The following is a 24,639-nucleotide window of genomic DNA, read 5'->3' on the forward strand; positions in this document are numbered from 1 at the left end:
ACTGGCCGGCGTCGTGCGGGCATTCCTATGCAGGTTCATCCGGTCCCCTGAGATCAGCTGAGTCTTCGCAACACCAGCCTTCCCGGTCCGGACCGGATGGACAACCTATTGGCACCTCACAGCTAGGTAGTGGCCGGCTTCGTCGGTCATAAGGCGGGCCTCCCGATGCAGGTTGTCCAGCACGATGGGGGCGATGGTGGCAGGGCGAATGTTGTCCACGACCATGCTCCGGGCGCGACCGCTGTTGCGGTCCACCAGGGTCAGCACCTTCATCTTGTGGTGGAAGGCGCGCTTCACCGGCTTGCCGGGCTCGCGGCCGATATAGGTCTCGTCTACTTCGACGGCGCCGCCGCCCACGCCAAAGGGCGCGAGGTCCCCGGAACGCATCGCCTCGCGGATGCGATGGGCCATGAACCACGCCGTCTTGAGCGTCACGCCTAGGGTCCGGTGAAGCTGGTTCGCGCTGATGCCCTTCTTGCTGGAGCACAGCAGGAACATCGCCTGAAGCCACAGGTGCATCTTGACGTTGCTGGCCTCGAAGATCGTTCCCACCTTCACCGTGAACGGCTTGCGGCAGTCGTAGCACTTGCGAACGCCGAGGCGGGTGCTCTTGCCCTTCAGTTCGCCGATCCGCTCGAAGCCGCCGCAGTGCGGGCACACGGGACCGTCCGGCCACACGTGCGCTTCCACGAACCGGTAGGCGGCTCGCTCGTCGTGGAAGTGCTTTGCGGACAGGACGGACACGGGGTTGCTCCTTCTGATGGGCAGAATCCCATAAGAGTCAGCGCCTTGTCAAGCTTTTGGGTACGGATTGTATAATAACGCCAAAATAAACGGGCCCCCCCCGGGGGCGCCCCTCCGCTTTACGCGAAATCGCGTGGAGAAGCTTAGTGCTTCTCGGCCGGGGCAGCGGCCGGAGCGGCCGGAGCAGCGGCGTCGGCGGCCGGAGCAGCGGCGGCGCCTTCGGCGGCGGCGGCGGCGTCGGTGGCGGCGGCGTCGGTCGCGGCGGCGGCGTCGGCGGCCGGGGCGGCCGGAGCTTCAGCAGCGGCTTCCGGAGCGGCTTCGGTCTTCTCTTCCGGCTTCGAGCAGGCGGCGACGCTCATGGCGGCGACGGCGGCGCCGGCGACGAGCAGCTTGCGGAGCATTTCGTTGGTCATGTCCCTAGTCCTCTTTGGAGTGTCACACCGGCAGCGACTGCCAAGGCAGCCCGCGGCGCAGCCGAGGAATACGCCCGCCCGGGCACGCTCGGCAAGGCGAAAAATCACGGACTCGTGATCCGTTTATTCACTTTTGAGGGGGCTCGCCCGAGAGGCCGATCAGGCCTCGGCGGGAATGTTCTGAAGGGCCTCTTCCAGCTCGAGGAAGCTGGGCTGAGCGCCCGAGGGCACGTTGCCGCGGCCGATCTCCACCGAGATCTGGGCGGCGTTGCCATGGAGGTGCGCGACCAGGACCGACTGGATGATCCGGTAGAAGGCGCCTTCCTCGTCGACGATCTCCTTCAGGCGCGTGGCCATGGGACCGACCAGGCCATAGGCCAGGAACACGCCCAGGAAGGTGCCGACGAGGGCCGAACCGATCATCTCGCCCAGCACTTCGGGCGGCTCGGTGATCGAGCCCATGGTCTTGATCACCCCCAGCACGGCGGCCACGATGCCGAGCGCCGGGAGCGCGTCGGCCAGGCTCTGCAGGGCGTGGCTGGGCGCCAGCGCCTCGTGATGGTGCTTTTCGAGCTGCTTCTCCATCGCGTCCTCGACCTGGTGAGGGTCCTCCAGGTTCATGGTCATCATCCGCAGGGTGTCGCAGATGAAGTCGGTGGCGAAGTGATCCTTCATGATCTTCGGGAAGCGGTTGAAGATCGTGCTCTCGTGCGGGTTCTCGATGTGGCTTTCCAGGGCGATGACGCCCTTGGACTTCATCGTCTTGGTCAGCAGGAAGAGCAGGGCGAGCAGGTCGCGGTAGTCGGCGGCCTTCCACTTCGGACCCGCGAACACCTTGGCGAGACCCCCGCCGGTGCCCTTGATGACCGGCATGGAGTTGGCGATCAGGAAGCTGGCCACGCCCGCGCCGCCGATGGCCATCATCTCGTGGGGCAGGGCGTGCAGGATGACGCCCATGTTCCCGCCCGAGATGATGAAGCTGCCGAACACGAGGCCGAACAGCAGCACGATACCGACGATCTGAAACATGGAGTCCCCCGAACGCGCCGGAGAGGATGGCCGTTAATGTTTAATGGGCCGTGAGCGGCTTTCGGTTTGCGCTGTCGCGGCGGCACGGCTTAAGCGAAGGCTGTCATGCCCAGCACCGCGCCCGCAGAGGGGGGCCTGTCCCGGCGTCCCTTCGTCATCATCTTCTGCGTCTCGCTGGCGACGGCGCTCGGCAACACCGGCCTGATCTCGGTCCTGCCGGCCATCGGCCGCTCGATCGGCATCCCCGATCCCATGGTGGCGGCGATCTTCTCGCTGTCGGCCGTGCTCTGGGCGGTGTCCTCGCCCTGGTGGGCCCGGGCCTCGGACCGTTACGGGCGCAAGCCGCTGATGATGGTGGGCCTCTCGGGCTTCATGATCTCGATGATCATGTGCGGCCTGGTGGTCAGCGCGGGCCTGCGCCAGATGGCCCCGCCGCTGATGATCTTCGCCTTCTTCCTGCTGGCCCGGGCGCTGTTCGGCCTGTTCGGAGCGGCCTCGAACCCGGCGACCCAGGCCTATGTGGCCGAGCGCACCTCGCCCGAGAACCGCACCCAGGCCATGGCCAGCCTGGCCGGAGCCTTCGGCCTGGGCACCGTGATCGGCCCGTTCCTGGCGCCGCTGTTCATCTATCCCGTGCTGGGACTGGCCGGGCCGCTGTTCACCTTCGCCCTGATTGCGGCGGCCATGCTGTTCGTCGTCTGGCGCTACCTGCCCGAGACGCCCTTGCCGGAGGAGGCCCGCCGCCCGCGCAGGCCGGTCGTGGCCGGCGCGCCGAAGGCGCGGCCCATGTGGCGCGATCCGCGGATCACGCCCTTCCTGCTCTACGGTTTCGTCGTCGCGAGTTGCCAGACGGCCCAGGCCCAGACCCTGGGCTTCCTGATCATCGACAAGCTCGCCATGTCGCCGGCCCAGGCCCAGTACTTCATCGCCATCGCCATGATGTTCGGCGCGGTGGCGGGCCTGCTCGCCCAGTGGGGCATCATCCGCATGTTCGAGATGACCCCGCGCCAGCTCCTGCGCTGGGGCGTGGCGGTGGCGGCGCTGGGCAATCTGATCGTGGCCCTGGCGCCCGACTATTATGTGGTGGTGGCGGGCTATGCGATCTCCAGCCTGGGCTTCGGCTTCGCCCGGCCGGGGTTCACCGCCGGCTCCTCGATCGCCGTGGGCATGGACGAGCAGGCCCGGGTGGCCGGCGCGATCGCGGCGGTGAACGGCATCAACGTGGTCCTCGCGCCGCTCTTCGTCTGGCTCTACGAGCACTTCGGGCCCGCGCCCTTCCTGCTGAACGCCAGCCTGATGGCGGGGCTGCTCGTCTACGCGTTCCGCAACGCCCAGCTCCGCAACGCCGACCCCGAGCCCGCCACTCGCGAGGCCGCGACGGCGGCCACGCTGGAGAAGAGCGACGAGGGCGGCGGCCCTTAAGAAACCACGGAAAACACTGAAAACACTGAAGTCCGGAACGTTTGTTCCCGACTTGTTCTGGATGTGCGTTCGGCGTAGGCTGATCGCATGGATGATGGCGACGCCTATCTTTACAGCGGCGAGACCTTCCGCATCCGCGGGGCGGCGTTCGACGTCTATCGAACGATGGGTCCGGGATTTCTCGAGGGCGTCTATCAGGAATGCTTGGCGATTGAGTTCGAACGGCGCGGCATTGCCTTTGAGGCGTTCAAGCCCCTTCGGTTGAGCTATGCGGGCCGACCCCTGCGAGACACCTACGTCGCCGACTTCGTCTGCTTCGGAAGCATCATCCTTGAGCTGAAGGCGGCCCGCGGCCTTGCGCCCGAGCATCGGGCCCAAACCATCAACTATCTCCGCGCATCCGGCATGAAGCCCGGCCTGCTGCTTAATTTCGGCGCGACGCCGCGCATGGAGATCGAGCGCTTCGCGCTCTGAGCTTCTGTGTTTTCAGTGACTTCAGTGGTTCTCTAACTCGCGCCTGCCTCGGCTTTCAGGCGCCGGACCATGTCGGGCGAGAGGTAGCCGTCGGCGGTGAGGCCGCGGGCCTTCTGCCAGGCGCGCAGCGCGGTGCGCGTGTTCATGCCCACCACCCCGTCCGGGGCGCCCGGATCGAAGCCCAGGGCCGCCAGCGCGCGCTGGGCGGTCATGCGGTCGACCAGGGACAGCGGCTGCTCCTGCGGCCAGGGCCGCGTCAGCCCGCCGGCGCCCGAGAAGCTGTCAGCCAGCAGGCCCACGCCCAGCGCATAGGCCAGGCTGTTGTTGTACTTGCGGATCGCGAAGTGGTTCGGGAACAGCAGGAAGAGCGGCCCGGCCGCGCCGGCGGGGGCCGAGAGCTGAGCCTGGGCCGTGCGGTCGGCTTCGGTCCAGGGCAGGCCGTCGGCGCGCACGACGCCCATCTGCGCCCATTGGTCGGGCGTCAGCTTCGGCCCCTCGGTGAGGCTGAAGTCGAAGCCGGCGGGGACGGTGACCTCGCGGGCCCAGCTCTGGCCCCGCACCCAGCCGCCCTTGGCCAGCAGGTTGGCGGCCGAGGCGAGCGCATCGGCCCGGTTGCGCCAGATGTCGCGGCGGCCGTCGCCGTCGTGGTCCACGGCGGTCGAGAGGAAGGTGGACGGGATGAACTGGGTCTGGCCCATGGCCCCGGCCCATGAGCCGCGAAGCTGCGCGCGCGGATGCTCGCCGGACTGGATGATCTTGAGCGCGGCGATCAGCTCGCCCTCGGCCCAGTCCCGGCGCCGCCCCTGGGCGGACAGCGTCGCCAGCGAGCGGATCACGTCATAGTCGCCCTGGATGGCGCCGAAGCCGCTCTCCAGCGCCCAGACCCCCATCAGGATCTCGCGCGGCACGCCGTAGCGGGCCTCGATGGCGTCGAACTCGGCCATGTCGCGGCGGCTCGTGGCCAGGGCGGCGCGGTCGGGGGTCACCACGCCCTTGATGTAGGCGCTGACGGGCCTGGAGAATTCCGGCTGGCGGCTGTCCAGCGCGGCGATCTTGGAATCGGGCGTCAGGCCCGCCATCTCGCGCTCCAGCACGTCGGGCCGGATGCCCGCGGCGAGCGCCCGGCCCTGGAACTCGGCGGCCCAGGCGTCGAAGATCATGTCGCCCGAGGCCGTGGGCGGTTTCACCGACACGACCGGCGGCGGCGCCGGCGCGGTGGCGGCGGGCGGCGGGACGTGGCTCACGGGCGGCGCGGGCCTGGGCGGGCTGGCGCAACCGGCCAGGACATAGAGGAGAAGAAGGTGGCGACGGCGCATCATGGGATATCTAGTCCGCGTCGTGGTCGGCCCCAATCACAACGCCGTCAGGTTGACGAAAGGCGCCTGTCCCCGTATATGCGCCCGCTCTTGTTGAAACCCCGGCCGCACCCCGGCCCTCAGATGTTACGGTCATGAAGGTCAGAAGCTCGCTCAAGTCGCTCAAGACGCGTCACCGCGACTGCAAGCTCGTGCGCCGCAAGGGCCGGGTCTACATCATCAACAAGACCGACCCGCGCTTTAAGGCCAAGCAGGGCTAAGAGCCCGCCCGCGCGATGCCGAAGGCTCTCCTCTGGGACTTCGGCAACGTCATCGTGCGCTGGGACCCGCGCACGCTCTACGCCAAGATCTTTCCCGATCCGGTCGAACGGGACCGGTTCCTGTCCGAGGTGTGCACCATGGCGTGGCACCTCGAGACGGACCGCGGCCTCTCCTTCGCCGAGAACTGCGCCCGGCTGGCCGCCGTCCATCCCCACCATCACGACGCGATCCACGCCTGGCGTGAGCGCTGGGACGAGATGTTCTCGGGCCCCATCGCCGAGACAGAGGCCGTCATCGAGGACCTGCACGCGCGCGACGTGCCCCAGTACGGCCTCTCGAACATCTCCCACGAGACCCTCGACTCGACGCTCGCCATGAGCCCGGCGTTCGGCCGCCTGGCCGGCGTCGTCGCCTCGGGCCTCGAGGGCGTGATCAAGCCGCAGCCCGAGATCTTCCATCTGGTCTGCGACCGGTTCGGCCTGGCGCCAGGGGACTTCCTGTTCGTGGACGACAGCGCCAGGAACATCGAGGCGGCGCAGGGCCTGGGCTTCGACGTCCACCACTTCACCGATCCGGCGGCGCTCAGGCCCGCCCTGGAGGCGCGGGGGCTGCTCTGACGGTCACCCGCCGTTACGCACCAGCTCGAAGAACTCGGTCCGCGTGCGCGGGTCGTCGCGGACTTCGCCCAGAAGGTGGCTGGTGGTGAGCCGGGAGCCTGGCGTGTTCACGCCGCGCATGGTCATGCACGAGTGCTCGGAGACGATCACCACGCCCACGCCCTTGGGCTGGAGGATGTCCTGTATGGCCTCGGCGATCTCGGCCGTCAGCTTCTCCTGGATCTGCAGGCGCCGGGCGAAGCCGTGCACCACCCGGGCCAGCTTGGAGATGCCCACCACCCGGTTCGACGGCAGGTAGCCCACGTGCGCCTTGCCCAGGAAGGGCAGCATGTGGTGCTCGCAGAAGCTGACCACCCGGATGTCCTTCAGGATGACCAGCTCGTCGTAGCCGCCGACCTCCTCGAAGGTCCGCTTCAGGTACTCGCGCGGGTCGCTTTCGTAGCCGGCGAAGAGCTCGCGGTAGGCCTTGATGACCCGGCGGGGCGTGTCCAGCAGGCCCTCGCGGTCGGGGTCGTCCCCGGCCCATTCGATCAGGGTCCGGACCGCCGCCAGGGCTTCGGCCTCGGTGGGGCGCTGCTTCTCGTCCGACATCCGGGACCCTCCGCGTCGTTGCGTCTCAACGTCGGGTTCTAGTCGAGGTTCATGGTCCGATGACAGCCCCGTCGCGGGCGGCTAAGACGCACGGCTTCACGATCATCCCCGAACCCGGTAGAGCTTTTCCCATGGCCGACGACGCTTCCGCCCACTCCGACGTGCTGAACGCCACCGCCCAGGGGCAGCTCAAGAGCATCATCGAGCGCGTCGAACGCCTCGAGCAGGAGAAGGCCGAGATCGCCGAGCAGATCAAGGAGGTCTTCGCCGAGGCCAAGGGCAACGGCTTCGACGTGAAGGTGCTTCGCAAGGTCATCCGCATCCGCAAGCAGGACCGCGCCAAGCGGCAGGAGGAAGAGGCCATCCTCGACCTCTACCTCTCGGCGATCGGAGAGATTTGAGGCGCAAGCCGCCCGTCTCGCCCTTCGAGGCCCGCAAGGCGGCAGCCAAGCGCGCCGCCCTCAACGCCCTGAAACGCGCCCGCCGCGCCGCCGACAAGGCCGGCGTGCCCCTCTCCGAGTGGGAGGGCGAGTTCCTGGGCAGCGTCGCCGACCGCGTGAAGACCTACGGCCGCGCCTTCGGCGACCCCGAGAAGGGCGCGCCGGGCGAGGCGCTGTCGGTCATGCAGACCGTCAAGCTCAAGGAGATCGCCGCCAAGGCGGCCAAGGGGACTGACGGCGGGAAGAAGGATCTGAAGCGGAAGCCGTTCAGGCGCCGCGGAAAACCCTCTCCCCCAGGCGAAGCCTAGAGGGGAGAGGAGATCTAAGCCGCCGCCTCTTCGGCCTCGCCGCCCTTCACCAGGCCTTCCAGCCCGTTCTCGCGGACCTTGCGGTAGAGGGTCGAGCGGCCGATGCCCAGCCGGCGGGCCACCTCGCTCATGTGACCGGAATAGACCTCGATGGCGTGCTGGATGAGGTCGCGCTCGATCTCCTCCAGCGGCCGGATGTGACCCTTGTGGTCGAGGATGCGCACGGGGCTCTCCGGCATGGGCAGGGCGGCGGCGAGTTCCGCGGCCGACGGCACCGGCATCGGCGTGCTCAGCGCCTCGGGGGGCGGGGCGGCGACGCCCGAGATGGCCGGGAAGTCGTGCGGCTGCAGGTAGGGGGCGTCGGCGAGCACGATGGCGCGGTAGACCGCGTTTTCGAGCTGTCGGACGTTGCCGGGCCAGTCGAAGGCGGTCAGGCAGGCCAGGGTCTCGGGGGCGGCGCCCACCACGGCCTTGCCCTCCTCGACATTGAAGCGCCGGATGAAGGCGTCGACCAGGGCCGGGATGTCCTCCTTGCGCTCGCGCAGGGCGGGGGCCTCGATCGGGAAGACGTTCAGCCGGTAGTAGAGGTCCTCGCGGAAGCGGCCCTCGGCCACGGCGTTCGACAGGTCGCGGTTGGTGGCCGAGACGATGCGCACGTCGACCTTGATCGAGCGCTTGGAGCCGATCGGGTCGATCTCGCTCTCCTGCAGGGCGCGCAGCAGCTTGACCTGCATGTCGAGGGGAAGCTCGCCCACCTCGTCCAGGAACAGGGTGCCGCCGTTGGCTTCCTGGAACTTGCCCAGATGCTTGTCGGTGGCGCCGGTGAAGCTGCCCTTCTCGTGGCCGAACAGGATCGACTCCACGAGGTTCTCGGGGATGGCGCCGCAGTTGACGGCCACGAACGGCTTGCCGGCGCGGTCGGACGAGCCGTGGACGGCGCGCGCGATCACCTCCTTGCCGACCCCGCTCTCGCCGGTGATCAGGATGGGGATGCCCGACTTGGCGGCGCGCTCGCCCAGGCGCTTGACCATGACCATGGCCGGCGAGGCGCCGATCAGGTCGTCGAAGGTGGTCCGGCCGCTGGCGTGCTTCTTGAGCCGGTCCACCTCGCCCTTCAGGGCGCCCATGGAGAGCGCGTTGCGGATCGAGACGATGATCCGCTCGGGCGCCGCCGGCTTGACGAAGAAGTCCATGGCGCCGGCCTGCATGGCCTGGACCACGGTGTCGATGCCGCCGGTGGCGGTGACCACGATGACCGGTTGGTTGAAGCCGCGCGCGCGCATCTCGACCAGGGTGTCCTGACCCGAGATCCCGGGCATCACGAGGTCGAGAAGCACCACGTCGACGGCGGCGCCGGACGACAGGCGCTTGATCGCCTCGTCGCCGGATTCGGCATGGACGACGGCGAAGCCCTCGCGCTCCAGGACCGCCTGGCTCAACCTGCGTTGCGTCGGGTCGTCGTCGACGACCAGGACCGTTTTGGCCATGTGAATACACCCACCGATATCGGGCGCCCGCCCGCTCGACGGAGCCTCTTGTTTGTCCCCCTTTGGTACAGGGGCCGGGTAAAGGCGGGGTTTCGGAGACCTGAGTCGGAGGTTAACGCGGGCCGGGGGCGGCCAGGCCTATTCCGCCGGGACGGCGACCGCCTCGCCGGCGGGTTCGCGGATCGTGAACAGCGGCAGGAAGACCTGCACCAGCGGCCCGATGGCCAGCGCATAGGCCACGGTGCCCAGGCCCACCGTGCCGCCCAGCAGCCATCCAGAGGCCAGCACGACCAGCTCGATGCCGGTGCGCACCCGGCGGATGGGCCAGCCGGTGCGCCGGACGAGCCCGGTCATCAGGCCGTCGCGCGGGCCGGGGCCGAGCCCTGCGCCGATGTAGAGGCCGCCCGCGATCCCGTTCAGGACGATGCTGGCGGCCAGCATGACGCCCCGGAGCGGCAGGCCCTGGAAATCGGGCAGGAGGGCGAGGCTGGCGTCCGCCGCCAGGCCGATGACCACGACATTGGCCACCGTGCCGATCCCGGGCCGCTGGCGCAGCGGGACCCAGAGCAGCAGCACCGCGGCGCCCACGGCGCAGACGATCAGGCCGAACGACAGCGGCGTGCGGTGCGACAGGCCCTGGTGGAACACGTCCCAGGGATCGAGGCCCAGGTCGGCGCGGATCATCAGGGCCATGGAGAAGCCGTAAAGGCCGAGGCCGACGAAGAGCTGGGTGAGGCGGCGGATCATCATGCCCGAAAGGGTGCGTGCAACTGGCCTTGAAAAAAATGGCCAGTCTTCGTAGCGTGGCCGCATGACGCCGCGCCGCATAAGGGCCGCTTCCCTGACACGCCTCCTGGGCGCGTGGCGGGGCGAGCAGGCCGGTCCCGCCTACCGCCAGCTCGCCGACGGCCTGCGGCTGCTGATCCTGGACGGCCGCCTGCCGCTGGACGTGGTGCTGCCGGGCGAGCGCGAACTGGCCCACGCCCTGGAGGTCAGCCGCACGACGGTTACCGCCGCCTTCGGGCGGCTTCGCGAACAGGGCTTCCTGCACAGCCGCCAGGGCGCCGGCGCGCGCACGCGCCTGCCGGCCGGGCCGGGCCAGCGGGGCTTCTCGCCGCTGCTGCCCGCCGACCAGCCCGGCCTGATCGACCTGATCGCCGCGGCCATGCCGGCCGGCGAGTTCGTGCACCAGGCCTACGCCGCGGCCCTCTCGGCGCTGCCGGCGCACCTGCCGCACCACGGCTACGAGCCTGTGGGCCTCACGGTCCTGCGCGAGGCGATCGCCGCCCGCTACACGCGCCGGGGCCTGCCCACCACGCCCGACCAGGTGATGGTGACCCACGGCGCCCAGCACGCCTGGGCCCTGATGCTGCGGCTCTGCGCGGGGCCGGGCGACCGGGTGGTGATCGACCATCCGACCTATCCGAACGCCATCGACGCGATCCTTCGGGCCTCGTGTCGGCCGGTGCCGGTCAGCCTGCCGGCCGAAGGCTGGGACGTGGAGGGCTACTGCGCCGCCTTCCAGCAGAGCGGCCCGAAGCTCGCCCACATCATCGCCGACTACCACAACCCCACGGGCCGCTGGATGGATTTCGCCGCCCGCGAGGCGATCGCCGCCGCCGGCGCGCGCACCCGCACCCTGGTGGTCTTCGACGAGACGATGCTGGACCTGTGGCTGGACGAGCCGCGCGCCTCCTACGGCTTCGAGGAGCCGCCGGGCGCCGTCGTGCGCCTGGGCTCGGCCGGCAAGAGCTTCTGGGGGGGCTTGAGGATCGGCTGGATCCGCGCCGAGGCGGACCTGATCTCGGCGCTCGGGACCATGCGCGCCTCCATCGACCTGGGGACGCCGGTCCTGGAACAGCTCGCGGCCGCCGCCCTGCTGTCGGACGACGAAGCGGCGCTGGAGGCCCGCCGCGCGGTCCTGCGCGAACGGCGCGCCCGGCTCCTGGCCCTCGCCGCCGAGCGCCTGCCCGACTGGCGGCTGGAGGCCCCGCCCGGCGGCCTGTCGGTCTGGGCCGAGTTGCCCGCGCCGGTGTCCAGCGCGCTCGCCGCCACCAGCGAGCGGTTTGGCGTCCGGGTCGCCGCGGGGCCGCGCTTCGGCCTGGATGGAGCCTTCGACCGTTTCCTGCGCCTGCCCTTCACCCTGCCGCCCGAACAGATGGGCGAGGCCATGGACCGCCTGGCCATGGCCTATGCCCGCCTCCGCCCCACCGCCGCGGCGGGGGCGCGGGCGTCCGCCGGCGCGGTGGTGTGACCAGCCGCCAGGGTGACGCCGGGGCACGCTTGCCCGGGGCGCGATCGCGCGCATAGTGCCGCCCAAGGCCGCGCGTCCAGAAGCGGCCATCGGGAGGGCGACGATGAAGATCATCCGGTTGGGCATGGCCCTGGCGCTGGTCCTGGGCGTGGCGGCTTGCCAGAAGCCCGGCGCGGGCCAGGTGGACGGCAAGCGCATCGCCGCCGCCGACTCCAACGCCGAGTGGCTCTCCTACGGCAAGGGCTATTCCGAGCAGCGCTTCTCGCCCCTCGACAAGATCAACGCCGGCAATGTGGGCCAGCTCGGCCTCGCCTGGTTCGCCGAGTTCGACACCGACCGGGGCCAGGAGGCGACGCCGCTCGTGGTGGACGGCGTGCTCTACACCTCGACCGCCTGGTCCAAGGTCTTCGCCTTCGACGCCAGGACTGGCAAGCAGCTCTGGAAGTTCGATCCGAGGGTCGAGGGCTCCAAGGGCTTCAACGCCTGCTGCGACGTGGTCAACCGGGGGGTGGCCGTCTGGAAGGGCCGCGTCTACGTCGGGACCATCGACGGGCGGCTGATCGCGCTCGACGCCAAGACCGGCCAGCCGGTCTGGTCGGTGCAGACCACCGACCCCTCCAAGCCCTACACCATCACCGGCGCGCCCCGCGTGGTGAAGGACAAGGTGCTGATCGGCAACGGCGGCGCCGAATACGGCGTGCGCGGCTACATCACCGCCTACGACGCGGCCACCGGCAAGCAGGCCTGGCGCTTCTACACGGTGCCCAACCCGACCGGCGCGCCCGACGGCGCCGCCTCCGACAAGGTGATGGCCGAGAAGGCGGGCGCCACCTGGTCCGACGGCGAATGGAAGAAGACCGGCGGCGGCGGCACCGCCTGGGATTCCATCGCCTACGACCCCAAGCTCGACCTCGTCTATTTCGGCATCGGCAACGGCACGCCCTGGAACCACAAGCTCCGCTCGGGCGGAAAGGGCGACAACCTCTTCCTCTCGTCGATCCTCGCGCTGAGGCCCGATACCGGCGAGTACGTCTGGCACTATCAGACCACGCCTGCCGAGAGCTGGGACTATACCGCCACCCAGCACATCATGCTGGCCGACCTGACCATCGGGGGGCAGCCCCGCAAGGTGCTGATGCAGGCGCCGAAGAACGGCTTCTTCTACGTGATCGACCGCGCCAACGGTCAGCTCATCTCGGCCAGGAACTACACCAACATCACCTGGGCCACGGGCGTCGACCCCAAGACCGGCCGGCCGATCGAGAACCCGCAGGCCCGTTACAAGGACGCCGCCTTCCTGCAGATCCCCGGACCGCTCGGGGCGCATAACTGGCAGCCCATGGCCTTCAACCCGAAGACCGGCCTCGTCTACATCCCGACCAACGTGACCCCCTTCGCCTACACCGACGACAAGGGCTTCTCGTACAAGGCCGGCGCCTGGAACGTCGGCGTGGACTTCCTGGTCAATGCACTGCCCACCGACGCCGCGACGCTGAAGGCCATCACCGCCATGGTGAAGGGCCAGCTCGTGGCCTGGGATCCGGTGCGGCAGAAGGCGGTCTGGACCGTCGACCATCCCTACTTCTGGAACGCGGGCGTGCTGTCGACCGGCGGCGGCCTGGTTTTCCAGGGCGCGGCCCAGGGGGAGTTCGCGGCCTATGACGCGGCGGCCGGCAGGAAGCTGTGGTCCTACGACACCGGCAACGGCGTGATCGCCGCGCCGATGACCTACGAACTGGACGGCGAGCAGTACCTGGCGGTGATGGTCGGCGTCGGCGGCGGCGGCCAGATCTCGGCGCCGGGCTCGATGCCCCAGCGGCCCCGGCTGCCCGGCCGGCTGCTGGTCTTCAAGGTCGGCGGCAAGGCCCAGGCGCCGGCCTTCCCCAAGCCGGCCCAGCCCGCCATCGACCTGGCGGCGATCCAGCCCTCGAAGGGCGACGCCCAGCACGGCTTCGCGGTCTTTCACCAGAACTGCCAGGTCTGCCACGGGCCGAACGCCTCGGGCGCCTGGCTGCCCGACCTGAAGGCTTCGCCCATGCTGCAGACGGCGGATAACTGGAAGGGCGTGGTGATCGACGGCGCCAGCGCCCCGCGCGGCATGGCGAGCTTCGCCCGCTTCCTCACGCCGAAGGACGCCGAGGACGCGCGGGCCTATGTGATCGAGGAGGCGAAGAAGGCCGCCGGCGGCCAGGCCGCCGCCCCCATGCCGATCGGCTAGGTCGGCAACACCGCCGCGAACTGCTCGGCGATCCAGTCGGACTGGGCCTCGGTCAGGATCAGCGGCGGGGCGATGCGGATGGTGTGCTCGTGGGTCTCCTTGGCCAGGAGGCCGCGCGCCTGAAGGGCCTCGCAGACCCTCCGCGCGCCGCCGGCCTCGGGATGGAGCTCGACGGCGATCATCAGGCCGCGGCCCCGGACTTCCTTCACCCCGCCGGCCCTGATCCCGGCGAGGTCGCCCTTGAGCCGTTCGCCCACCCGGGCGGCGTTCTCGACCATGCCTTCGTCGACCAGCACCTTCAGCGCCGCGCGGGCGACGGCGCAGGCCAGCGGGTTGCCGCCGAAGGTGGAGCCGTGCTCGCCGGGATGCAGCACGCCCATGACCTCGGAGTTCGAGAGCACCGCCGAGACCGGATAGAAGCCGCCGGACAGCGCCTTGCCGATCAGGGTGAGGTCGGCCTCGATCCCCTCGTGCTCCTCGGCCAGCAGCTTGCCGGTGCGGCCGAGGCCGGTCTGGATCTCGTCCAGGATCAGGATGACGTTCTTGCGCGTGCAGAGCTCGCGGGCGGTCTTCAGGTAGCCGGCCGGCGGGATGATGACGCCCGCCTCGCCCTGGATGGGCTCCAGCAGCACGGCCACGGTGTTCGGCCCGACGGCGGCCTCCAGGGCCTTGGCGTCGCCGTAGGGAACCACCTTGAAGCCCGGCGCGAAGGGACCGAAGCCGCCACGCGACTGCGGGTCGGTGGAGAAGCCCACGATGCTGATCGTCCGGCCATGGAAGTTGTCGGCGGCGACGACGATCTCGGCCTGGCCATCGGGCACGCCCTTGACCTCGTAGCCCCACTTGCGGGCGACCTTGAGGGCGCTCTCCACCGCCTCGGCGCCCGAGTTCATCGGCAGCACCTTGTGGGAGTTGGTCAGCGCGCAGAGCTCCTCATAGAAGGGCGCGAGCTGGTCGTTGCGGAAGGCCCGCGAAGTCAGCGTCAGGCGCTTCGCCTGCTCGACCATGGCCTCCAGGATCTTCGGGTGGCAGTGGCCCTGGTTCACCGCCGAATAGGCCGAGAGGCAGTCGAGGTAGCGGCGGCCCTCCACATCCCAGACGTGGACGCCCTCGCCGCGGGTGAGCACCACGTCCAGGGGCTTGTAGTTCTTGGCCCCGTAGAGGGCTTCGACGGCGATGTAGCTCTGGGTGAGCGAGGTCTGCAGGGCGATGTCGTTCATCGCGGGTCCCCTATTCGGCGGCAAGGATGGCGGGCGCCGGCGCGCTGGTCCGGTCGAGCCTGAGCGTCATGCAGTAGGCGGCTCCGCCCGAGCGGATGAACGGATCGAGGGCCACCTCGACGAGCTCGTAGCCGCGCTCGCCGAGCTTGCGGCGCAGGCTGTCGGGCGCGCGGGCCATGATCACCTTGGAGCCGATGTTGACGGCGTTCACGCACAGGGCGTCGGCCTCCTCGGCGTCGGCCTCGATCCGCTGGGCTTCTGGAACCCGCTCGCGGATGGCGGTGAGGGCCTGGGGCGTGAAGGCGTCGGGGTAGTAGAGCACCTGACCGCCGGCCAGCGGGCAGAAGCAGGTGTCCAGATGGTAGAACGCCTCGGTGGCGAGCTCGAGCGGCACGACCTCGTGGCCGAAGGTTCGGCGGATGACCGAAAGCGCGCCGCGGCTCGAACGCGGCCCGAAGCCGCCCCAGAATAAGCCGCGCTCCACGTCCCAGATCGCGTCGCCCGCGCCCTCATGGAACAGGCCGTCCGAGAGGTCGACGATCTCCCGGACGAGGCCCCGGGCCTTCAGTCTCTGGAACACCGACCGGAACACGGCCTCCTCGCCCTGGCGTTCGGGATGACGGAAGCGGGCCAGCAGCACCTTGCCGTCGAGCACCACCGCGGCGTTGGCCGGAAACACGAGGTCGGGCAGCCCCTTCACGGCGCCGATCACCTCGACGTGGGCGCCGGCCGCCTCCAGCGCCTGGCGCAGGGCCGCCGAGCCGGCGCAGGCGCGGGCCGCCTGTTCCGGCGTCCAGGCGTCCGGGTCCATCCACGGATTGATGCGGTAGCTGACCTCGAAGCAGCCCGGGTCGGTCATCACGAAGAACGGCCGGCCATCCATGCGGGACCTCCTTGGCGTTGCACGATGAGCCAAGGGTGGCGTGTGGTCGCGCTAGCGAAAAGCGGGCAAGGTGCTACACTTAGCGATATAAAGTGGCGTTTCGTCAGAACGGGCTGGCGCTTCGATGGACGATCTCGACCGACGGCTTGTCGCCCTGTTGCGGGCCGATTCGCGGACGCCGGCGGCGGCGCTCGCCAAGACGCTCAGGGTCTCGCGCGGGACGGTTCAAAACCGCATCGACCGCCTCCTGGCCCGGGGCGTGATCCAGGGCTTCACCATCCGCACCAAACCCGAGATCGAGGCCAGCCGCGTGCGGGCCATCATGTGCATCGCCGTCGAGGGCGAGCGCGCGGGCGCGGTGGTGAAGGCGCTGCGCGGCTTCCCCGAGGTGGACAAGGTCTTCACCACCAATGGGCGCTGGGACCTGGTGGCCGAACTGGACGTCGAGAATCTCTCGGAGTTCAGCCGCACCCTGGACGAGGTTCGCCAGATCGAGGGGATCGCCTCGACCGAGACCTCGATCCTGCTGGCCACCCAGAAGATCTAGTTCAGAATCGTTTCAGGCGGCGACCGCCGCGTGGGCCTTGAAGGTCAGGGTCCGATGATGGGGTTCGTCGGCGAGGCCAAGGATGCGCTTCACCGCCCGCACCAGCATGGGGTCGCCGTGCAGGCTGACGGCGCTGGCCTGGCTCGCCTCCGCGAGGCCGGCATAGCCCATCCACACCCGGATCAAGGCTTCCAGATCCGCCGCGATGACCACGTCCACCTCGCAGTCAGGCGCCTTGAAGCAGACCTCCACGTCGTTGGGCCGCAGGATGATCCACCAGTACCGCCGGGCCGCATGGGCCTTGGGCAGCCCCCGGAACTCCAGCCGAAGCACGATATCCCGGTCGGGAAGCTGGCAGGGGTCGATCTGCCGCTTCATGCTCCACACCAGCATGGTGGGGTCCATGTCGGCCGGGCCCAGCCGGCCCTGGCCGTAGCGCTGCCCCCAGGAGGACATCAGCACGATGATGTCGCGCAGGGACTCGCCCGCCGGGGTGAGCCGGTAGAGTTTGCCCTGGCCCATGGGTTCGGTGGCGATCACGCCGGCCTCCTCCAGTTCGGCGAGACGCTGGACCAGCAGGGCCCGCGACATCGAGGGCACGCCCGAGTGCAACTCGGTGAAGCGCAGGGGGCCGAAGCACAGCTCGCGCACGAGCAGGGGCGTCCAGCGCTGGGCGAAGACCTCGGCGGTCTTCGCCACGGGGCAGAATTGTCCATAGCCTTTCATGTCGTAAATCGTTGCTGTGCGAACGGCGTTCGACAAGTTCATTCTTCGAACTGGAGCGGATCGGGCCGTCCGGGCGATGACGCCGCCCGACGCCCGGCGGGGAAACACCCACCCCTCCGGCGCAAGGCTGAGGACCGACGACATGACCATCATCACCAAGACGCCCGCCAAGACTCCGGTGGCCGCCACACGGCTCGACTGGGAGCGGCTCGCTCACGAGGTCGGCCCCGAACTCGCCGCCCGGGCGGCCCAGGCGGACGAAACCGACGCCTTCGTGGCCGAGAACCTGGCGATGCTGAAGGACCGGGGCTTCCACATGGCCGGCGTTCCGGCCGCGCTGGGCGGGGCGGGCGCGACCTACGCCGAGCTCTCGGCCATGCTGCGCACCCTGGCCCGCTACTGCGGATCGACGGCGCTGGCGCTCTCGATGCACACCCACCAGGTCGCCCTGCCGGCCTGGCGCTGGCGCCGCACGCCCGAGGCCGTCGAGGGCCTGCTCAAGCGGGTGCTGGAGCAGAAGCTCACCCTGGTCTCCAGCGGCGGGTCGGACTGGCTGGACGGCTCGTGCAAGGCCGTGCCCGTCGAAGGCGGCTTCAAGGTCAGCGGCCGCAAGGTCTTCGCCAGCGGCTCGCCGGCCGGCGACCTCTTGATGACCATGGCGGTGATGGACGCGCCCGAGGGGCCCACGGTCCTGCACATGGCGATCCCCATGCGCTCGGAAGGCCTGCGGGTGCTCGACACCTGGCGGACGCTGGGCATGCGGGGCACGGGGTCGCAGGACCTGGAGCTGGACGGCGTGTTCGTGCCCGAGGCCGCGGTGACCGTCCGCCGGCCGGCGGGGAAGTGGCATCCGATCATGCACATGGTCACGCTGATCGCCTTCCCGCTGATCTACAGCGTCTACGTCGGCCTGGCCGAGGCCGCCTGCGACCGAGCCCTGGACCTGGCGTCGGCGCGCAAGCCCTCGCCGGACGTGGAGCTGGTCATCGGCGAGATGGAGACCGAACTGGCGCTCGCCCGCCTGGCGCTGGCCGACATGCTGGCGGCGGTGGAGACCGACGAGCCTGGGCCTGCGGCCACCAACCGGATCATGACCGGCCGCACCCTCGTGGGCCGCGCGGCGATCCGCACGGTCGAGAAGGCCATGGAGGCGGCTGGCGGCGCGGGCTTCTACCGCAAGACCGGGCTGGAGCGGATGTTCCGCGACGTCCAGGCCGCCCGCTACCACCCGCTGCAGGAGAAGGCGCAAGGCCGGCTCGCCGCGCGCGTGGCCCTGGGCCTGCCCATCGACGGCTGAGGGGTGAACGCTTCGGCGGCGGTGGGGACGCCGTCGCCGTGGCCCGCGGGACCGGCGCCCCGATCCGGTCCCGCGGGCGTACCGCGGCTTCGAGGGCGCTTGCCATTTTTCAAACGGCCGTTAGACCCGGGTGGGCATGGCCAACGACTCCTCCGAGACGCCCCAGGCGGGCGAAACCTACGACGACCGGCCGGTCCATTCCGAGGGCCTGCCGCCCGAGGTGCAGGCCCCCCTGGCGGCCTTCAAGGGCGCCGAGCCGCCCGCGCCGCAATGGTTCAGGGACGCCATCGCCCGGGCGCCCGAGCGGAGCTTCGTGGAGTCGCTCGGCACGAAGATCGAGCTCCTGACCTGGGGCGAGGTCGGCAAGCCGGGCCTGCTGCTGGTCCACGGCAACAGCGCCCACGCCGACTGGTGGAGCTTCATCGCGCCCTTCCTGGCCGAAGAGCACCGGGTGGCCTCCATGTCGCTGGCCGGCATGGGCGCCTCGGAATGGCGCGAGCGGTACAAGTTCTCGGACTTCGCCCACGACGCCGAGGCCTGCGCCCGGGCGGCGGGGCTCTACGCGGGCGGGCGCAAGCCCATCTACATCGGCCACTCGTTCGGCGGCGCCCAGGTGTTCTACGCCGCCGCCCGCCATCCCGAGCACATGGCCGCCGCGGTGCTGGTGGACACCGGCTTCGGCGGCCCGCCGCCCGAGGTGGAGGCCGAGCGCGCCAGGCGCCGCGAGCAGATCCGCAACATCCCCACCGCCGATCGGCCCAGCCGGGTCTATGCGAGCCTGGAGCAGGCGCTGGCGCGCTTCCGGCTCATGCCGCCACAGCCGGCCGGCAACGCCTTCGTCGCCGACTTCATCGCCCGCCGCTCGCTGAAGCGCGCGCCGTTGCCGGACGGTTCGGGCGAGGGCTGGACCTGGAAGTTCGACCCGAACATGTGGGACCGCCTGGACCGCTCCAGCATGGCGTCCATGGCCGGGGCCCAGGCCCCCAAGGTCGCCGTGCCCATGGTCCACATCTACGGCGAGAACAGCAGCATCATGCGAAGGCGCCGGGCCGCCGAGGCGCGCTTCCTGGGCCCCGACGTCCGCGAGATCGAGATCCCCGATTCCGAGCATCACGTTATGATCGACCAGCCGCTCGCATTGGTCGCAGCCCTTCGGACCCTGCTGGCCGTCTGGCCGGCTTGAGCCCGGCGGGCGCTTCGTGTAGCACCCCACCCGACATTTCCCTGGAGAGCGTCTTCGCTATGGCCGGACCGGCTTCCGACTACCACCGCGGCGAGATGGACATCGCCGAGCAGCAGTCCACCTTCCAGCTCATGATGTTCATGACCAAGTGGGGTTCGCTCTACACGGCCGCGCTGGTCCTGCTGCTGACCATGTGGTTCTGCACGTCCGCCGGCTTCCTGGGCGGCGCGTTCGCGGCCATCGCGATGGTCGTGATCGGCACGCTGGTCCTGCGCGAGAAGAAGACCGCCGCGGCGCACTGAGGCCCGCGGGCGCCTTCGGCGCCAGCCTCTCATCGGCCTTCCGGCCCGTCGGGACCGCCCGTCCCGGCGGGCTTTCGGCCGTCCGCTTGCCCGTCCGTCCGTTCGCGGCCTGCGGCCGAATAGCTCAGCTTAAAACGACCGTTTGAAAACTGCGGGTCTCCTGCTGGACAAGCCGGGGAGCGCGCCCCTATGGTCGCGCGCAATCAACAAGGGGGGACATCGCGGCATGGCCGTCATAGCCGTCACCAAGGAACGCCGCGCTGGCGAGACCCGTGTCGCCGCGACGCCCGAGACGGTGAAGAAGCTGGCCGCAGCCGGGTTCTCGGTGACCGTCGAGGCTGGCGCCGGCCTTTCTGCCTCGTTCCCCGACGCCGACTACGCGGCCGCGGGCGCCACGGTGGCCAAGACCGCCAAGGACGCGCTCGCCAAGGCCGACATCGTCTTCAAGGTCCGCGCCCCCGAGGCCGACGAGATCAAGGCGCTGAAGAAGGGCGCCCTGGTCGTGGCCCTGCTCAATCCCTTCCAGGAAAAGGCGACGGTCGAGGCGCTCGCCAAGCAGGGCGCGACGGCCTTCGCCATGGAATTCGTGCCGCGGATCACCCGGGCCCAGGTGATGGACGCCCTGTCGTCCCAGGCGAACCTCGCCGGCTACCGCGCCGTGATCGAGGCGGCCGAGGCCTACGGCCGCGCCATGCCGATGATGATGACCGCCGCCGGCACCGTCGCGCCGGCCAAGGTGTTCGTGATGGGCGTGGGCGTCGCCGGGCTGCAAGCCATTGCGACGGCGCGGCGCCTGGGCGCGGTGGTCACCGCCACCGACGTGCGCCCCGCCACCAAGGAACAGGTCGAGAGCCTGGGCGGCAAGTTCATCGCCGTCGAGGACGAGGAATTCCAGAACGCCCAGACGGCCGGCGGCTACGCCAAGGAGATGAGCAAGGAGTACCAGGCCAAGCAGGCCGCGCTCACCTCCAGCCACATCGCCAAGCAGGACATCGTCATCACCACGGCCCTGATCCCGGGCCGCCCGGCGCCCAGGCTGGTCAGCGCCGAACAGGTGGCCTCGATGCGCCCCGGCTCGGTGATCGTCGACCTGGCCGTGGAGCAGGGCGGCAACGTCGAGGGCTCCAAGGCCGGCGAGGTCGTCGAGACCAAGAACGGCGTGAAGATCGTCGGCTTCGCCAACCTGCCGGGCCGCATCGCGGCGGACGCCTCCGCCCTCTACGCCCGCAACCTCGTCGCCTTCTCGGAGCTGCTCCGGGACAAGGAAGGCCAGCTCGCGCCTGACTACGAGGACGAGATCCTCAAGGCCGCCCTGGTCGCCAAGGATGGCGCCGTCGTCCACCCCTCGCTCAAGGGCTGATCCATGGAAGCCGTCGATCCGACCGTCTTTCGCCTGGCGATCTTCGTGCTCGCCATCTTCGTGGGCTATTATGTGGTCTGGAGCGTCACGCCGGCGCTGCACACCCCGCTGATGGCCGTGACCAACGCCATCTCCTCGGTGATCATCGTGGGCGCCCTCCTGGCGGCCGCGGCCTCGGGGCACGGCGGAGAGCTCACCACCAACGTCATGATCTCGAAGGGCGCCGGCGCCGTCGCCGCGGCCTTCGCCGCCGTGAACATCTTCGGCGGCTTCCTCGTCACCCAGCGCATGCTGGCCATGTACAAGAAGAAGCAGAAGTAGGGGCGACCGGGGCAACATGAACGCAGCGTCTCTCGCCGCCCTGGCCTATCTGGCCTCCGGCGTCCTCTTCATCCTGGCCCTGAGGGGCCTGTCGTCGCCGACCACCAGCCAGGCGGGCAACCGCAACGGCATGATCGGCATGGCCATCGCCGTCGGCACGACCCTCATCACCCTGTTCCTGCAGGGCGCGCTCGACGGCCTGACCCTGGCCCTGATCGTGGCCGGCGTGGCGGTCGGCGGCGGGATCGGGGCGGTCATCGCCCGGCGGGTCGCCATGACCTCGATGCCGCAGCTCGTGGCCGCCTTCCACAGCCTGGTCGGCATGGCCGCCTGCCTGGTGGCGGTCGCCGCCATCCACACGCCCGAGGCCTACGGTATCGCCGGCCCCGACGGCATCCACCTCAACTCGCTGATCGAGCTGTCGCTGGGCCTGGCCATCGGCGCCATCACCTTCACCGGCTCGGTGATCGCCTTCGCCAAGCTGAACGGCAACATGAGCGGCGCGCCGATCCTGCTGCCGGCCCGCCACCTGCTGAACATCGTCATCGCGCTCGCCATCATGGCGCTGGTCGTGGTGCTGGTGATGAGCGGGGGCCAGGCGCTCTGGGCCTTCTGGGCGATCTTCGCGCTCTCCCTGCTGATCGGCGTGACCCTGATCATCCCGATCGGCGGGGCCGACATGCCCGTCGTCGTGTCGATGCTGAACAGCTATTCGGGCTGGGCGGCGGCGGCCCTGGGCTTCACGCTCGAGAACACCACCCTGATCATCACCGGCGCCCTGGTGGGCAGCTCGGGCGCCATCCTCAGCTACATCATGTGCAAGGGGATGAACCGCAGCTTCGTCTCGGTGATCCTGGGCGGCTTCGGCGCCGACGACAGCGCGGCCGCGGCCGGCGGCAAGGTCGAGACCCGGCCCGTGAAGCAGGGCTCCGCCGACGACGCCGCCTTCATCATGAAGAACGCGTCCAAGGTCATCATCGTCCCCGGCTACGGCATGGCGGTTTCCCAGGCGCAGCACGCGCTCCGCGAAATGGCCGACAAGCTGAAGGAGGAGGGCGTCGAGGTGAAGTACGCCATCCACCCCGTCGCCGGCCGGATGCCCGGGCACATGAACGTGCTGCTGGCCGAGGCCAATGTGCCCTACGACGAGGTCTTCGAGCTGGAGGACATCAACTCCGAGTTCTCGACCAGCGACGTGGCCTTCGTCATCGGCGCCAACGATGTCACCAACCCGGCCGCCAAGACCGACCCCGCCAGCCCGATCTTCGGCATGCCGATCCTGGACGTGGAGAAGGCCCGCACCGTGCTCTTCGTGAAGCGCGGCATGTCCTCGGGCTACGCGGGCGTCGAGAACGAACTCTTCTTCCGCGACAACACCATGATGCTGTTCGGCGACGCCAAGAAGATGGTCGAGGGTATCCTGAAGGCCCTCTAGGCCTTCAGGGCCTTCAGGGCCTTCAGGTTCAGATCCCGAAGGCGCCGGCCTCGGCCGACGAGCCCTGGCCGGTCACCACGATCGGCTGGTTCTCCCCGGCCTGCGTCGGCCCGCCCAGCAGCACGTAGCCGTCGATCCGGCCGTCGCCGTCGAGATCCAGCTCGACCTTGCGGGCAGGGCCCAGGGTGGTCAGGCCGAACTCGTTACCCCCGCCGCCCGAGGATGGCGGAGAGTTGGGGGCGCCGCCGCCGCCGCCCGAACCAGACGGTTCGCCCGGCTTCTCCGGAAGCTGGATCACCTGGCCGTTCCAGACCAGGGTGTCGCCCTGGGCGAAGCTGAAGTCCGTGACGACGCCCAGCAGGGTGTTCGCATCGCCCATGACGGCCGGAGCCTGGATCACGAAGGCGTCGGCGCCTTCGCCGCCGGTGGCGGTGACCTGGGCGCCCAGGTCGATCCGGTCGTCGCCCGCCCCGCCCAGCAGCACGTCGCGCCCGCCGCCGCCGCCGCTCAACGTATCGTTCCCGTCGCCGCCCTCGACCCGGTCGTCGCCCGCCGTGCCGACGAGCACATCGTCGCCCGCCGTGCCCCGGATGACGTGGGTCGGACCCTCGGCCACGGTCAGGATGAGTTCGGGCGCGGCTTGCGGCGCGGCCTCGGCTTTCGCCAGTTCCACCGGGGCGGCGTCGTTCGTCTCGACCGGCGTCGCGGCGGCGCGGACCGGTTCTGGCGTCTCGGCTTCGGCGGCGGTCGTCGGCTGGGTGCTCGGCGCGGCGTCGGGATGCGCGTCGGCGATGGCCGCGCCCTGAACCGCCAGCTCCCGCTCCTGCGTCGGCGTCTCGATGTCGGGCGGCGGCGGGGGCGGGTCGTAGTGCTCGAGCGTCTCGGGCCGCGACTCGACCACGTCCAGCGGTCCCGCCGTTCCGGCGGTCTCGTAGAAGAACGCCGAGGCGATCACGAGGGCCAGGAAGCTCTGCGCCTGGCGGCCCGCCAGGCTGAACGGCACGACGACGCCGCCCTCCTCGTCGGACCCGTAAGCCATCACCTGCTCGCGGAGCGCCGAGGGCAGGTCGGTGCTCTCGGTCAGCGAGTCGTCGATGGCCGAATGGATCACGAACTTACCGCCGATCCGGGCCACGTGGATCAGGACGTCGCCGTTCTCGTCGGTGACCACGCACCAGGGATCGCCGTCGTCGGTGGCGCCGAACACGGCTTCCACGCGCGCGCCGCCGGCGGAGAGCCGCTGGGCCAGCTCCTCCAGGCGTGCGCGCTCGGCGGCGTTCCAGTCGCCGCTGGAGCGGACCTTGGCGATGAAGGGAACGACGTCACCCATGGGTGGCGACAAATCTCCTGGCGGGCGCCTCAGGCCGTCGCGCGGCCCTGGGCGTCATCGGCTTCAAAGAGGAGCCTGTAGAGCTCGGGTTCATAATAGCGCAGCAGGGTCTTGGCGAACTCGCTGGGGTCCAGCCCCAATGCCATGGCCCATGACGCCTGGGTCTCGATGGGCAGGCGGCCGAGGCCGCTCTCCACCTGTGAGACGAAGGTGTAGTAGCGCAAGCCCACCTGCTCCGCCAGTTCGGCCTGGGTGAGCCCGGCCTTCTCGCGCGCCGACTTCAGCCAGCGTCCCGCCTGCTGACGCAGGAGCTTGATCTGGGCGGCCTTCGCGGGGTCGGTCGCGGGTCTCGGCATCTGGCGTCCCTTCTGGGGCCTCACGCCCCTTGCCCGGGACGTGATAGCGAACTACTACAGTTTTTACGAAACAAGTGGTTATACGATACGTAGCCGCTCGTCACC

At 69.9% G+C, this 24,639-nt stretch carries 26 protein-coding genes and 1 pseudogene; 15 read left to right on the top strand and 12 right to left on the bottom strand.

Going from position 1 to position 24,639, the window contains the following annotated elements; translation table 11 throughout:
- Window positions 1-123: 123 nt before the first annotated feature.
- From ACK4TT_RS16260 to motA, 3 genes and pseudogenes are all read right to left on the bottom strand, one after another.
- A pseudogene (locus ACK4TT_RS16260) lies at window positions 124-744 on the bottom strand (IS1595 family transposase); the annotation flags it as partial.
- 143 nt (window positions 745-887) lie between these two features.
- Window positions 888-1,157: a hypothetical protein gene (locus ACK4TT_RS16265; protein WP_409642245.1), complete on the bottom strand. Its 270-nt coding sequence runs from the start codon at window positions 1,155-1,157 to the stop codon at window positions 888-890.
- Between the two features lie 159 nt (window positions 1,158-1,316).
- Window positions 1,317-2,186, bottom strand: coding sequence for a flagellar motor stator protein MotA (gene motA, locus ACK4TT_RS16270; protein WP_409642242.1), 870 nt, complete (start codon window positions 2,184-2,186; stop codon window positions 1,317-1,319).
- 105 nt (window positions 2,187-2,291) lie between these two features.
- On the opposite strand from motA, the gene ACK4TT_RS16275 reads away from it, so the two are divergent.
- The gene (locus ACK4TT_RS16275; RefSeq protein ID WP_409642239.1) at window positions 2,292-3,608 is read left to right on the top strand and encodes an MFS transporter; all 1,317 of its coding nucleotides are present in this window, start codon (window positions 2,292-2,294) and stop codon (window positions 3,606-3,608) included.
- 87 nt (window positions 3,609-3,695) lie between these two features.
- Window positions 3,696-4,082, top strand: coding sequence for a GxxExxY protein (locus tag ACK4TT_RS16280; protein ID WP_410213420.1), 387 nt, complete (start codon window positions 3,696-3,698; stop codon window positions 4,080-4,082).
- A gap of 32 nt (window positions 4,083-4,114) precedes the next feature.
- Here ACK4TT_RS16280 and ACK4TT_RS16285 read toward each other — a convergent pair whose 3' ends face one another.
- Window positions 4,115-5,401, bottom strand: coding sequence for a lytic murein transglycosylase (locus ACK4TT_RS16285; protein ID WP_410213421.1), 1,287 nt, complete (start codon window positions 5,399-5,401; stop codon window positions 4,115-4,117).
- A 131-nt stretch (window positions 5,402-5,532) separates the two neighbouring features.
- Between ACK4TT_RS16285 and ykgO the strand changes: the two genes are divergently transcribed.
- Window positions 5,533-5,658, top strand: coding sequence for a type B 50S ribosomal protein L36 (ykgO, locus tag ACK4TT_RS16290; protein WP_111513452.1), 126 nt, complete (start codon window positions 5,533-5,535; stop codon window positions 5,656-5,658).
- A gap of 15 nt (window positions 5,659-5,673) precedes the next feature.
- Window positions 5,674-6,276, top strand: coding sequence for an HAD family hydrolase (locus tag ACK4TT_RS16295; protein ID WP_409642230.1), 603 nt, complete (start codon window positions 5,674-5,676; stop codon window positions 6,274-6,276).
- A 3-nt stretch (window positions 6,277-6,279) separates the two neighbouring features.
- On the opposite strand, the gene folE is transcribed toward ACK4TT_RS16295, so the two are convergent.
- A complete protein-coding gene (gene folE, locus ACK4TT_RS16300; RefSeq protein ID WP_409642228.1) occupies window positions 6,280-6,867 on the bottom strand; it encodes a GTP cyclohydrolase I FolE in 588 nt (195 codons plus the stop codon).
- A gap of 131 nt (window positions 6,868-6,998) precedes the next feature.
- Here folE and ACK4TT_RS16305 point away from each other — a divergent pair, with 131 nt between their 5' ends.
- Entirely contained in the window at window positions 6,999-7,268 is a 270-nt protein-coding gene (locus ACK4TT_RS16305) for a DUF2312 domain-containing protein (RefSeq protein ID WP_293480974.1), read from the top strand.
- Complete coding sequence (locus ACK4TT_RS16310) at window positions 7,265-7,615, top strand: hypothetical protein (RefSeq protein WP_410213422.1); 351 nt, start codon at window positions 7,265-7,267, stop codon at window positions 7,613-7,615. The genes ACK4TT_RS16305 and ACK4TT_RS16310 overlap by 4 nt, the downstream gene beginning before the upstream one ends.
- Window positions 7,616-7,629: 14 nt before the next feature.
- On the opposite strand, the gene ACK4TT_RS16315 is transcribed toward ACK4TT_RS16310, so the two are convergent.
- Together ACK4TT_RS16315 and ACK4TT_RS16320 are read right to left on the bottom strand one after the other, a co-directional pair.
- On the bottom strand, window positions 7,630-9,102 hold the full coding sequence (locus tag ACK4TT_RS16315) for a sigma-54-dependent transcriptional regulator (protein WP_410213423.1): 1,473 nt from the start codon (window positions 9,100-9,102) through the stop codon (window positions 7,630-7,632).
- A gap of 138 nt (window positions 9,103-9,240) precedes the next feature.
- Window positions 9,241-9,849, bottom strand: coding sequence for a YczE/YyaS/YitT family protein (locus ACK4TT_RS16320; protein WP_409642219.1), 609 nt, complete (start codon window positions 9,847-9,849; stop codon window positions 9,241-9,243).
- 64 nt (window positions 9,850-9,913) lie between these two features.
- On the opposite strand from ACK4TT_RS16320, the gene ACK4TT_RS16325 reads away from it, so the two are divergent.
- Entirely contained in the window at window positions 9,914-11,356 is a 1,443-nt protein-coding gene (locus tag ACK4TT_RS16325) for a PLP-dependent aminotransferase family protein (protein ID WP_410213424.1), read from the top strand.
- A 103-nt stretch (window positions 11,357-11,459) separates the two neighbouring features.
- Window positions 11,460-13,574, top strand: a complete 2,115-nt coding sequence (locus tag ACK4TT_RS16330) for a PQQ-dependent dehydrogenase, methanol/ethanol family (protein WP_409642213.1) — start codon at window positions 11,460-11,462, stop codon at window positions 13,572-13,574.
- Here the strand turns inward: ACK4TT_RS16330 and rocD are convergent.
- Together rocD and ACK4TT_RS16340 are read right to left on the bottom strand one after the other, a co-directional pair.
- Entirely contained in the window at window positions 13,571-14,794 is a 1,224-nt protein-coding gene (rocD, locus tag ACK4TT_RS16335) for an ornithine--oxo-acid transaminase (RefSeq protein WP_410213425.1), read from the bottom strand. The two genes, ACK4TT_RS16330 and rocD, sit on opposite strands and share 4 nt — an antisense overlap.
- A 10-nt stretch (window positions 14,795-14,804) precedes the next feature.
- Window positions 14,805-15,677, bottom strand: a complete 873-nt coding sequence (locus ACK4TT_RS16340; RefSeq protein WP_409642207.1) for a dimethylarginine dimethylaminohydrolase family protein — start codon at window positions 15,675-15,677, stop codon at window positions 14,805-14,807.
- 124 nt (window positions 15,678-15,801) lie between these two features.
- On the opposite strand from ACK4TT_RS16340, the gene ACK4TT_RS16345 reads away from it, so the two are divergent.
- Complete coding sequence (locus ACK4TT_RS16345; protein ID WP_409642204.1) at window positions 15,802-16,224, top strand: Lrp/AsnC family transcriptional regulator; 423 nt, start codon at window positions 15,802-15,804, stop codon at window positions 16,222-16,224.
- Window positions 16,225-16,236: 12 nt separating this feature from the next.
- On the opposite strand, the gene ACK4TT_RS16350 is transcribed toward ACK4TT_RS16345, so the two are convergent.
- Window positions 16,237-16,923 carry a winged helix-turn-helix transcriptional regulator gene (locus ACK4TT_RS16350; protein WP_410213426.1) on the bottom strand — a complete coding sequence of 229 codons (687 nt, stop codon included), beginning with the start codon at window positions 16,921-16,923 and terminating at the stop codon, window positions 16,237-16,239.
- A 169-nt stretch (window positions 16,924-17,092) separates the two neighbouring features.
- Here ACK4TT_RS16350 and ACK4TT_RS16355 point away from each other — a divergent pair, with 169 nt between their 5' ends.
- The 6 genes from ACK4TT_RS16355 (at window position 17,093) to ACK4TT_RS16380 (ending at window position 22,848) form a co-directional block, all read left to right on the top strand.
- Window positions 17,093-18,247, top strand: coding sequence for an acyl-CoA dehydrogenase family protein (locus ACK4TT_RS16355; protein WP_409642198.1), 1,155 nt, complete (start codon window positions 17,093-17,095; stop codon window positions 18,245-18,247).
- A 136-nt stretch (window positions 18,248-18,383) separates the two neighbouring features.
- Window positions 18,384-19,430: an alpha/beta fold hydrolase gene (locus ACK4TT_RS16360; RefSeq protein ID WP_409642196.1), complete on the top strand. Its 1,047-nt coding sequence runs from the start codon at window positions 18,384-18,386 to the stop codon at window positions 19,428-19,430.
- Window positions 19,431-19,489: 59 nt separating this feature from the next.
- A complete protein-coding gene (locus ACK4TT_RS16365) occupies window positions 19,490-19,732 on the top strand; it encodes an aa3-type cytochrome c oxidase subunit IV (protein WP_409642193.1) in 243 nt (80 codons plus the stop codon).
- Window positions 19,733-19,958: 226 nt separating this feature from the next.
- On the top strand, window positions 19,959-21,092 hold the full coding sequence (locus ACK4TT_RS16370) for a Re/Si-specific NAD(P)(+) transhydrogenase subunit alpha (protein WP_409642190.1): 1,134 nt from the start codon (window positions 19,959-19,961) through the stop codon (window positions 21,090-21,092).
- A 3-nt stretch (window positions 21,093-21,095) separates the two neighbouring features.
- A complete protein-coding gene (locus ACK4TT_RS16375; RefSeq protein ID WP_409642187.1) occupies window positions 21,096-21,413 on the top strand; it encodes a proton-translocating transhydrogenase family protein in 318 nt (105 codons plus the stop codon).
- 16 nt (window positions 21,414-21,429) lie between these two features.
- Complete coding sequence (locus ACK4TT_RS16380; protein ID WP_410213427.1) at window positions 21,430-22,848, top strand: NAD(P)(+) transhydrogenase (Re/Si-specific) subunit beta; 1,419 nt, start codon at window positions 21,430-21,432, stop codon at window positions 22,846-22,848.
- Window positions 22,849-22,876: 28 nt separating this feature from the next.
- Here the strand turns inward: ACK4TT_RS16380 and ACK4TT_RS16385 are convergent, their stop codons facing one another.
- Together ACK4TT_RS16385 and ACK4TT_RS16390 are read right to left on the bottom strand one after the other, a co-directional pair.
- On the bottom strand, window positions 22,877-24,178 hold the full coding sequence (locus tag ACK4TT_RS16385) for a calcium-binding protein (protein ID WP_410213428.1): 1,302 nt from the start codon (window positions 24,176-24,178) through the stop codon (window positions 22,877-22,879).
- 29 nt (window positions 24,179-24,207) lie between these two features.
- Window positions 24,208-24,534, bottom strand: coding sequence for a helix-turn-helix domain-containing protein (locus ACK4TT_RS16390; RefSeq protein ID WP_410213429.1), 327 nt, complete (start codon window positions 24,532-24,534; stop codon window positions 24,208-24,210).
- Window positions 24,535-24,639: the final 105 nt, after the last annotated feature.

The organism is Phenylobacterium sp., from assembly GCF_046463815.1.
Lineage (GTDB): Bacteria > Pseudomonadota > Alphaproteobacteria > Caulobacterales > Caulobacteraceae > Phenylobacterium.

Bases quoted from the DNA above. Each gene is read 5' to 3' on its own strand.
- ACK4TT_RS16295 (WP_409642230.1), top strand. From the start codon at position 5,674: ATGCCGAAGGCTCTCCTCTGGGACTTCGGCAACGTCATCGTGCGCTGG.
- ACK4TT_RS16365 (WP_409642193.1), top strand. From the start codon at position 19,490: ATGGCCGGACCGGCTTCCGACTACCACCGCGGCGAGATGGACATCGCC.
- ACK4TT_RS16305 (WP_293480974.1), top strand. From the start codon at position 6,999: ATGGCCGACGACGCTTCCGCCCACTCCGACGTGCTGAACGCCACCGCC.
- ACK4TT_RS16380 (WP_410213427.1), top strand. From the start codon at position 21,430: ATGAACGCAGCGTCTCTCGCCGCCCTGGCCTATCTGGCCTCCGGCGTC.
- ACK4TT_RS16325 (WP_410213424.1), top strand. From the start codon at position 9,914: ATGACGCCGCGCCGCATAAGGGCCGCTTCCCTGACACGCCTCCTGGGC.
- ykgO (WP_111513452.1), top strand. From the start codon at position 5,533: ATGAAGGTCAGAAGCTCGCTCAAGTCGCTCAAGACGCGTCACCGCGAC.
- ACK4TT_RS16280 (WP_410213420.1), top strand. From the start codon at position 3,696: ATGGATGATGGCGACGCCTATCTTTACAGCGGCGAGACCTTCCGCATC.
- ACK4TT_RS16360 (WP_409642196.1), top strand. From the start codon at position 18,384: ATGGCCAACGACTCCTCCGAGACGCCCCAGGCGGGCGAAACCTACGAC.
- ACK4TT_RS16370 (WP_409642190.1), top strand. From the start codon at position 19,959: ATGGCCGTCATAGCCGTCACCAAGGAACGCCGCGCTGGCGAGACCCGT.
- ACK4TT_RS16355 (WP_409642198.1), top strand. From the start codon at position 17,093: ATGACCATCATCACCAAGACGCCCGCCAAGACTCCGGTGGCCGCCACA.
- ACK4TT_RS16285 (WP_410213421.1), bottom strand. From the start codon at position 5,401: ATGATGCGCCGTCGCCACCTTCTTCTCCTCTATGTCCTGGCCGGTTGC.
- ACK4TT_RS16330 (WP_409642213.1), top strand. From the start codon at position 11,460: ATGAAGATCATCCGGTTGGGCATGGCCCTGGCGCTGGTCCTGGGCGTG.
- ACK4TT_RS16265 (WP_409642245.1), bottom strand. From the start codon at position 1,157: ATGACCAACGAAATGCTCCGCAAGCTGCTCGTCGCCGGCGCCGCCGTC.
- ACK4TT_RS16315 (WP_410213423.1), bottom strand. From the start codon at position 9,102: ATGGCCAAAACGGTCCTGGTCGTCGACGACGACCCGACGCAACGCAGG.
- ACK4TT_RS16275 (WP_409642239.1), top strand. From the start codon at position 2,292: ATGCCCAGCACCGCGCCCGCAGAGGGGGGCCTGTCCCGGCGTCCCTTC.
- ACK4TT_RS16320 (WP_409642219.1), bottom strand. From the start codon at position 9,849: ATGATCCGCCGCCTCACCCAGCTCTTCGTCGGCCTCGGCCTTTACGGC.
- motA (WP_409642242.1), bottom strand. From the start codon at position 2,186: ATGTTTCAGATCGTCGGTATCGTGCTGCTGTTCGGCCTCGTGTTCGGC.
- ACK4TT_RS16345 (WP_409642204.1), top strand. From the start codon at position 15,802: ATGGACGATCTCGACCGACGGCTTGTCGCCCTGTTGCGGGCCGATTCG.
- ACK4TT_RS16340 (WP_409642207.1), bottom strand. From the start codon at position 15,677: ATGGATGGCCGGCCGTTCTTCGTGATGACCGACCCGGGCTGCTTCGAG.
- ACK4TT_RS16375 (WP_409642187.1), top strand. From the start codon at position 21,096: ATGGAAGCCGTCGATCCGACCGTCTTTCGCCTGGCGATCTTCGTGCTC.
- ACK4TT_RS16385 (WP_410213428.1), bottom strand. From the start codon at position 24,178: ATGGGTGACGTCGTTCCCTTCATCGCCAAGGTCCGCTCCAGCGGCGAC.
- rocD (WP_410213425.1), bottom strand. From the start codon at position 14,794: ATGAACGACATCGCCCTGCAGACCTCGCTCACCCAGAGCTACATCGCC.
- ACK4TT_RS16390 (WP_410213429.1), bottom strand. From the start codon at position 24,534: ATGCCGAGACCCGCGACCGACCCCGCGAAGGCCGCCCAGATCAAGCTC.
- folE (WP_409642228.1), bottom strand. From the start codon at position 6,867: ATGTCGGACGAGAAGCAGCGCCCCACCGAGGCCGAAGCCCTGGCGGCG.